Origin of the sequence: Proteus sp. G2609 (assembly GCF_963896135.1) — a bacterium.
GTDB classification, from domain to species: domain Bacteria; phylum Pseudomonadota; class Gammaproteobacteria; order Enterobacterales; family Enterobacteriaceae; genus Proteus; species Proteus mirabilis.
On sequence record NZ_CAWQNB010000008.1, the window covers coordinates 189,379 to 196,843 of the forward strand.

Below are 7,465 nucleotides of genomic sequence, written 5' to 3' on the forward strand. Positions count from 1 at the left end.
ATTCTCGTGAAACGTCATTGGAAATGTTATATTATAACGTTTCAATGATTCTGCAAGTGCTAATTTTATGTCTGACTTAATTCGTTTAAAATCGGTTGGTGTCTCTTTTGGTGAAAGCGTTATTCTAAAAGATATCTCTTTTAATCTAAAAGCAGGCCGTATTCTTACCTTACTTGGCCCTAATGGTGCGGGTAAGTCAACGATTATTCGTTTGGTTTTAGGGTTGTTGGCTCCCTCTTCTGGAAAGATTGAACGTCAACATAGTTTACGTATTGGCTATGTACCTCAAAAACTCTATCTCGATCCAACTATGCCATTGACAGTCAAACGGTTTATGACCTTAAAACCGGGTGTTAAAGATAAAGATATTTTACCTGCTTTAGAACGAGTCAATGCAGCAAAATTAATAAACGCCCCTATGCAAAAATTATCAGGGGGTGAATCGCAACGTGTTTTACTCGCCCGAGCTTTACTTAATCAACCACAACTGTTAGTGCTAGATGAACCGACTCAAGGGGTTGATGTAAATGGTCAATTAGCCCTCTATGATTTAATTAATCAGCTTCGCAATGAATTAGGCTGCGCAATTTTAATGGTGTCACATGACTTACATCTGGTTATGGCTAAAACAGATGAAGTGCTCTGTTTAAATGGTCATATCTGCTGCTCAGGTACACCAGATGTGGTTTCTTCTCACCCTGAATTTATAGCTATGTTTGGTAGTCGTGGTGCTGAACAACTGGGTATTTATCGTCATCATCACCAACATAATAAGGAGTGTCATCATGATTGAGTTGCTGTTACCGGGCTGGATCGCCGGTATGCTCTTAGCGATGGCCGCAGGTCCATTAGGCTCCTTTGTTGTTTGGCGCAGAATGTCCTATTTTGGCGATACCCTCGCCCACGCCTCTTTATTAGGGGTCGCTTTTGGCCTGCTGTTTAATATCGAGCCTTTTTATGCCGTTATTGCCGTAACTTTGCTGTTAGCTATTTTATTAGTTTGGTTAGAACTAAAGCCTCAACTTTCTGTTGATACCTTGTTAGGTATCATGGCTCATAGCGCCCTTTCTTTAGGGCTTGTTGTCGTCAGTTTAATGGCCAATGTTCGTGTTGATTTAATGGCGTATCTCTTTGGTGATTTACTCTCCGTTAATTACCAAGATGTGATCAGTATTTTTATTGGTGTCGTTATTGTTTTATTAGTGATTATCCGTTCATGGCGTCCACTTCTTTCAATGACTATTAATCAAGATATGGCTTTTGTCGATGGTGTGAATATTCAACGCGAACGTTTAAAATTGATGATGATCACCGCATTAACAATTGGGTTGGCAATGAAATTTGTTGGTGCACTTATCATTACGTCACTATTGATTATTCCCGCAGCAACAGCGCGCCGTTTTTCACGTTCACCAGAACAGATGGCAGTGATTGCCGTCGCTGTAGGTATGTTTGCTATCACTGGGGGATTAACTTTCTCTGCATTCTATGACACCCCAGCAGGCCCATCAGTGGTATTAGCCGCCAGTAGTTTATTTGTATTGAGCTTGCTTGTACCAGCAAAGCAGTAGTTGTTTAGCGTTTATCTTATAAACAAAAAAATAGCCTTTGCTAATTTATAGCAAGGGCTATTATAATTTTTTAATTACATCGGGTATTTCTTTACTCGCAAACTTTGTATCACTACCAGTTGGGATAAAATATTGTCCTTTGGGTGAACGGTTTCATTCAACTATTTTTATTCTTTCTTTACTTATATCCGCTATGCGGCACCCATCTGGATCGAAGACTATAATATGCCCACCAGTTGCTTTGAAATATGTTCTAGGTTCTCCCATCAACGGTAACTTGCCACTTCAGTCTTCCGGCTTTGTTGATACAGTAATATTTACTCATTGTATTCGATAGTTGCTTCTAAGGCCGTTTTGAGCCAATCCCAAAATGAATCAAACTTACCGACATATTCATAACCTTCACTTGCAAAATCATGAATAATAATAACCTGATGACGGCTATTTTTATCCCAACACGCTACATCATCATTATCTTCCCGATGGGCAAAAGGAATAATATTTCTATTTGGGTATCTTTTTTTAAACCACCAAAACGAACCCTGAGCCGCTCTCCTTCCAAAATAATCCAAGGATCAAAATTAAGTAAATTTTGCTCAACTATTCTGAGAAATTCACGTGGGTAAGAAAACCATTCTGGCATTTCGGTTTTGGTTAGTAATTGTTCCATATTAATCAAGAGATCCTATAATTTGCGTATTGCTAGTTGAGTTTCTTCTTTAATTCGAATAAATTAATTGTTGAACCTAAATAAACAGAATTTTACAAGTTAAAACCTTTAATTAGCGCCAACTTAAATTGACCATCAATTTTGAACGAAGGTCTCCAGTCTATATCTAAAAGATATCCATTAGTAAATTCTACCTGCAATATATTTTTTAATTCCCTCAAGTGGGATATCATCACTAATAAAGGATCCAGAAGATTAGAAGATCTTCCGGCTATAAATTATGTATTACTATTTATATTATTCAACTTCATAAAAAGTCATACAAAAGCCGTCTTCATCAAACAACCCATTTTCTAAATGGATAAATTCAAAAATTTTTCAGGAAAAAGTTCTTTCAATCTTTGACGCAAAAAAATTCTAATACACTAGAAAATTTTAACATTAATTCTACACTTTCACTTGCTTCATTAGCAGCCATTAAAAAACTCAGAAAGACAAAAAATTATTATTAGTCATTTCTAATGTTTTCTTATCTTTTGCATTCCCCCATATGGTTTAAACCTTTCATCAGTGCCATCTTTCCTATAAATTACATTATCTATTTCAATAAATGTTGGGCAAAATAAACCAGAACAAGATCACCGTTTTTTCGGCTATTTTATTTAAAATAATGAAGAAAGTTTTTCTAAATAGTCAATATCATCAATGACCCAATACTTTTCTTTCTTAGACAAAATAATTTCATCAAATTTACGCATAAAATCAACAAACTCACCATTCCAACCATCTGGAATATATCTTTCTACAGGTATTTTCCCTGGATATGGATAATATGCACTTACTTTTTTTGAATCAAAATCAATGAATGCCATTGGAAATAGTTCGTGAGAGTCCCACCAAGAAGAAGAGTCTTGTATTTTTTCTTTGAATTCATTGAGCTTCTTATTATCAACTTTAAAAGGCAAAATATTTTCAAGAAATTTTTCTTTAGTACCATCATTAACAATTAAAATACCAAATCGATCGTCGGCGCTGTCTTCTGGACAAGCTATGCCATTATCAACAAAATCTCTATGCCATTTTTGTCTATCCAGCACCCATATCTCTCTGTCTGCTTGATACCAAGTAATAATGTTATCGTTCTTTATTGCAACAACAACATTATCATCAGCTAATAAACAATCATCTTCATCGAACATATAACTACCTCAATACATCAATAGATAAGGGTACATTTTTTCATGTTTTGTGCAACTCAATTGTATCTTCAACAGACTTAAGGGATTCAGTCAAAAATGTATTGTTCATTATTTTCTATTCATTAAGTTAGTATATCATCAACACATTCTAATATCTCTTCTGTTGAATTCGATGTATTACTGCTTTTCCTCCATTTTCTTATTGCGTCTAGTTCTAAGCTTATTTTTAATTTTTTTGCATAAAGATGAATATCATTCATAGCAAAGATCGCATCATATCTATTTCCATAAAAATTACTTTTAAGGAATACACTAAGCAATACATCCCACAGTTCTTCAATAACATTTTTGTTAGCCACTAATTTAGTAGTATAAACTGAAGAAAATAGATCATGAACTGATCCTATTAATTCATACATATCAGTACATTGATTTGACAATGATATTTTTATTTCTATTATTTTTTCCTTTAGAAAAGTATCATAATCTTTAGACATCATAGAACCTTAGGAAATTTCGTCGGTTTATTTATAGGAATATGAACATCATTAATTAGTGATGGATTATAATTAGGGCTGTCTGTGTTAAAAATACCGGTAGGATGATAATTTCCATTAATATCCATACTTTTTTACCATCCATAATCCTCACAACCCAGCCTTGACTAGCGTTTGTACCAGCAGGTGCTGTCTCACCTATTCCATGAATACGCACCGTCGTTGTACCACCATTAGTATTTTTCCATTTATATTCATATCCGTAGTCTCCTATATATCCTTTAGTAGGGATCAGTTTACGAACTTTAGCATTTTCTGGAATAGTAATTAAATCTGAGCCATCAAATTTTTTTATAGTATTCCCTGATAAGGTTGTTGGACAACACGTCAACCCAAACAGATCAATATACCCCGTCGGACAATGCACATACCCATATGGATTCTGCCCACCCAATAACCCTATCGGGTCTGGGGAAAAATACTGCCTATCTCCTTACTAAACAGCTATTGTTGGCTTATGAAAGCTTATCTACCCATTTAAATGTAATATTTATAGGATCTAGTTCTAACGTTCTTTTACCGCGATTAGAATCAAAATCACCATAAATTTTATTATCTTTTATACTCAATGTTTCCAATCCATAACCAAAACAAAAAGCAATTGAAATATCATTTAAATACAGTGAAATAGATACTGTTTTATCCATAGAGTATACAAAAAATAATTTGATGCCTTCTTTACTAAAAGTATAATTCCATTGTAAAAAATCCACATCAAAACTATCTGGCTCTATTCCAAAAATATCTAATATTTGGTTATCAAATTGTTCAATCATAATTTAGGGATCATCGTTGTTAATCTTAAAGTTTCATCATTCATCACTTTCCAAATGCACTATACTGAGAATAGATATTGCAAAATAAGTAAAATTTTCAACCTAGTTCACATACTATCTTTAAAACTATACCAAAATAAATATATTTTTCTTATGTTGCTGAAATTAAATTATCTAAAGACAAATTTATATCTTTAAAATCATACAGTACTTTATGAAAATAATTTTTACCTTTTTAGTTGTAATTTATTCATTTCAGTATGATTGCGACGAGTAAGAGTTGGAAGTTTTTTACGATACCTACATTATATTACTTTTTCATTAAAAAATAAAATTTCATCACCACCTAAAATAGGTAGTAACTCTATATCATAAATATAGATACCATTGATACTGACATCTTTAATTCTGTTATAAAATACACTCTCCAAAAAGATTTTTGTCAAGAGTAACAACTTTAAGTATGAGAGAATATCAACATCTCAAGTACAATATCATCCATATCATTTTTAATGACTAACTAGTTATTCGGAAATATACCCAATCAATAAGTCACACAACTCATATAATCTATTGATTACTCAAGCATTATATTAAAATAACCATCTAATAATATCAAAATATCTTCTGATGAAGATTGTAAATAATCGGCAGGTATACTATTATCAATTGCTTTAAATGATAATATACTGTCTTTCCAAATTAAATTTCTCTTTTCCTCGACAACATCATTAAGTATATCATATAGTGCATTAAGATTATTGCCTACATATCCATAGCTACCAAAAATAGAATACCCTAACTCACAATAAAAAGAGTAATAATCATGTATATACTTTCCATCTAGAATGATGCTATCATTTCTGATTACTTTTTGAAAACCATTTTTCAAATAACTCGCTGATATATAGTTTTTCTTTGCTATCCCTCTCATATCCAACCAAATCCGTTCTTTACTATTTAAGTAAAACTCAAGTATTGATAATGCACCAAACTTATACATTCCAGATGAAATATTAACATTTAATAGCAATCCATTGTTAAAAAAATGGAATTCATTTACACTGAAATTGAAATTTAACCTACCTTCAAACAAATTACTTTGAAGAGAGTAAAATGTATTCTTACTTAAATTTATATTTTTTTCATTTATTCCTATCAAAGAATAAGTGCATTTTCCACCGCTCTCAGTATAATCATAACATTCAATCAAATCACTAAAAGACATAATCAACTCATTAGAAAGATTAAATATTTTATATTCACCATTCATTATAATTCCTTGTTATTCTATTTTTTGATAATAACATCAAATATTCTATCATAATGGCCATTACTAAAACCAACTTGAGTTTTACCATTACCTAAGTCTTTTGTAAGTATTCTAAGATCGTTATTTCCGGGAATAACTTCCCATTCTAAAGTAGACTATGAAATTCTTTGAATGCTTTAATTACTTCCTCATCAGAGGATAATTCTCTCCTTTCATTGAGAATATATTTTTCAGTATCTATATCCATAATTTCTAGCATACAAGATAGATCATCCCATACCGTAAATCGGGCAATACTTTTATCAGTATCAATATCAACAACTAAACTCTCTGTATTTACAATTACAGGGTAGTCATAATTAGATGTAATCCACAAATTTATTTTTTGCATGTTATTATTTTTCCGTCTGTCGTTTTATGTGCCTTAACCTCTATGTTGGTCACTTCAGGCATTTCCGGTATAGGTAAACCTTTACGTTTTGCTAAACGCCCTTCTAAAGAATCTGGACCTACTATTTTTGCCTATTCATCATTTGTTTTTATCAACGATTCTTTAGGCACACTAAATTCAACATATACTGCTCCCAGCTTAGCTTGTTTACCAAAAGCATCAATATGAGCTGGGTAACCGATATGTGTTGTTCCCGTATTACCTTGAACTACTTTGTCAGTAGTCCGCATTTTTTAGAGTTCATCTGGACTCATCCAACGACCAACAGTAACAGTTGATAATCCAAAAGGGTCAATAAAATTGACTAGATTATGGACATATCCATACGGATTCACACTACCTAGCAGCCCTATCGGATCTGGGGAAAGATACTGCCCTGTCTCCTTATCATAATAACGGAAGCGATTATAATACAAGCCACTTTCTTCATCATCTCTCCAGATTGATACAGCCATTGGATTTGCTGAGACACCGCAAGAGTACCATCGGCATATATCGGCGTTTCTTCTATCAGTTGGTCCTCCCGACCATAAATAGCGCCATTCTCTGGGACGAAAACCGCGTGTATGGACAATTTTTTTAGCTAATCGCCCATTAACATCATAATGGTAATCTTGATATCCCTTCGCTGTGTAACGGCGAGTCACCCGTCCTGCTTGCTGTTGCTGAAATAACTGTAGCATCGCCCCTTGTGCCTCAGAAGGTACCATCGACGAGGACGGCGTTGTTAAGTGCTCCGTGATATTGAGGTTGTTATCATACTGGAACTTTTCGTCCTGATTACCCCATTGTGGACTGTATTGTGTCTCAGTGATTTGGTCATTGGCATTATAGTGATAACGTGTCTGTCGCCAGCGATCATCTTCAATGCCCACCACATTATAAGCGCGATCATATTGATAACTGCGGTGCACATCCGTACAAAATGGCGGTTGTTGGGGATGGGCTTGTATCGATTGTAAAAACTG

Annotated in this window: 10 protein-coding genes and 2 pseudogenes; 2 read left to right on the forward strand and 10 right to left on the reverse strand. The window is 33.7% G+C overall.

Annotated elements, in window-relative coordinates; genetic code table 11:
- The first annotated feature begins 67 nt into the window (after positions 1-67).
- Both znuC and znuB read left to right on the forward strand, forming a co-directional pair.
- Positions 68-793 (forward strand): zinc ABC transporter ATP-binding protein ZnuC, encoded by a 726-nt coding sequence (gene znuC, locus AACV01_RS03280; protein WP_004242756.1) that lies wholly within the window; start codon positions 68-70, stop codon positions 791-793.
- Entirely contained in the window at positions 786-1,571 is a 786-nt protein-coding gene (gene znuB / locus AACV01_RS03285; RefSeq protein WP_004247983.1) for a zinc ABC transporter permease subunit ZnuB, read from the forward strand. Before znuC ends, znuB begins: the two co-directional genes overlap by 8 nt.
- Positions 1,572-2,031: 460 nt before the next feature.
- Here znuB and AACV01_RS03290 read toward each other — a convergent pair whose 3' ends face one another.
- The 10 genes and pseudogenes from AACV01_RS03290 to AACV01_RS03330 form a co-directional block, all read right to left on the reverse strand.
- Positions 2,032-2,241: a hypothetical protein gene (locus tag AACV01_RS03290; RefSeq protein ID WP_228077854.1), complete on the reverse strand. Its 210-nt coding sequence runs from the start codon at positions 2,239-2,241 to the stop codon at positions 2,032-2,034.
- Between the two features lie 662 nt (positions 2,242-2,903).
- On the reverse strand, positions 2,904-3,440 hold the full coding sequence (locus AACV01_RS03295) for a hypothetical protein (RefSeq protein WP_161682417.1): 537 nt from the start codon (positions 3,438-3,440) through the stop codon (positions 2,904-2,906).
- Between the two features lie 122 nt (positions 3,441-3,562).
- Positions 3,563-3,937 (reverse strand): hypothetical protein, encoded by a 375-nt coding sequence (locus AACV01_RS03300; RefSeq protein ID WP_064506292.1) that lies wholly within the window; start codon positions 3,935-3,937, stop codon positions 3,563-3,565.
- Positions 3,937-4,032, reverse strand: a complete 96-nt coding sequence (locus AACV01_RS17835; RefSeq protein ID WP_367889975.1) for a hypothetical protein — start codon at positions 4,030-4,032, stop codon at positions 3,937-3,939. Before AACV01_RS17835 ends, AACV01_RS03300 begins: the two co-directional genes overlap by 1 nt.
- Complete coding sequence (locus AACV01_RS03305; protein WP_161682421.1) at positions 3,993-4,364, reverse strand: polymorphic toxin type 30 domain-containing protein; 372 nt, start codon at positions 4,362-4,364, stop codon at positions 3,993-3,995. Before AACV01_RS03305 ends, AACV01_RS17835 begins: the two co-directional genes overlap by 40 nt.
- 88 nt (positions 4,365-4,452) lie before the next feature.
- The gene (locus AACV01_RS03310; RefSeq protein ID WP_049210474.1) at positions 4,453-4,773 is read right to left on the reverse strand and encodes a hypothetical protein; all 321 of its coding nucleotides are present in this window, start codon (positions 4,771-4,773) and stop codon (positions 4,453-4,455) included.
- A 577-nt stretch (positions 4,774-5,350) separates the two neighbouring features.
- Positions 5,351-6,046 carry a barstar family protein gene (locus AACV01_RS03315; RefSeq protein WP_161682423.1) on the reverse strand — a complete coding sequence of 232 codons (696 nt, stop codon included), beginning with the start codon at positions 6,044-6,046 and terminating at the stop codon, positions 5,351-5,353.
- Positions 6,047-6,191: 145 nt separating this feature from the next.
- Positions 6,192-6,437, reverse strand: coding sequence for an immunity protein TriTu family protein (locus tag AACV01_RS03320; protein WP_017827480.1), 246 nt, complete (start codon positions 6,435-6,437; stop codon positions 6,192-6,194).
- A pseudogene (locus AACV01_RS17840) lies at positions 6,425-6,727 on the reverse strand (TreTu family toxin). The gene AACV01_RS03320 and the pseudogene AACV01_RS17840 overlap by 13 nt, the downstream one beginning before the upstream one ends.
- 42 nt (positions 6,728-6,769) lie before the next feature.
- Positions 6,770-7,465: pseudogene (locus AACV01_RS03330) on the reverse strand (RHS repeat-associated core domain-containing protein); the annotation flags it as partial.

Excerpts from the sequence above, each read along its gene's own strand:
- znuC (WP_004242756.1), top strand. The coding sequence starts at position 68 with ATGTCTGACTTAATTCGTTTAAAATCGGTTGGTGTCTCTTTTGGTGAA.
- znuB (WP_004247983.1), top strand. The coding sequence starts at position 786 with ATGATTGAGTTGCTGTTACCGGGCTGGATCGCCGGTATGCTCTTAGCG.
- AACV01_RS03290 (WP_228077854.1), bottom strand. The coding sequence starts at position 2,241 with ATGGAACAATTACTAACCAAAACCGAAATGCCAGAATGGTTTTCTTAC.
- AACV01_RS03295 (WP_161682417.1), bottom strand. The coding sequence starts at position 3,440 with ATGTTCGATGAAGATGATTGTTTATTAGCTGATGATAATGTTGTTGTT.
- AACV01_RS03300 (WP_064506292.1), bottom strand. The coding sequence starts at position 3,937 with ATGTCTAAAGATTATGATACTTTTCTAAAGGAAAAAATAATAGAAATA.
- AACV01_RS03310 (WP_049210474.1), bottom strand. The coding sequence starts at position 4,773 with ATGATTGAACAATTTGATAACCAAATATTAGATATTTTTGGAATAGAG.
- AACV01_RS03315 (WP_161682423.1), bottom strand. The coding sequence starts at position 6,046 with ATGAATGGTGAATATAAAATATTTAATCTTTCTAATGAGTTGATTATG.
- AACV01_RS03320 (WP_017827480.1), bottom strand. The coding sequence starts at position 6,437 with ATGCAAAAAATAAATTTGTGGATTACATCTAATTATGACTACCCTGTA.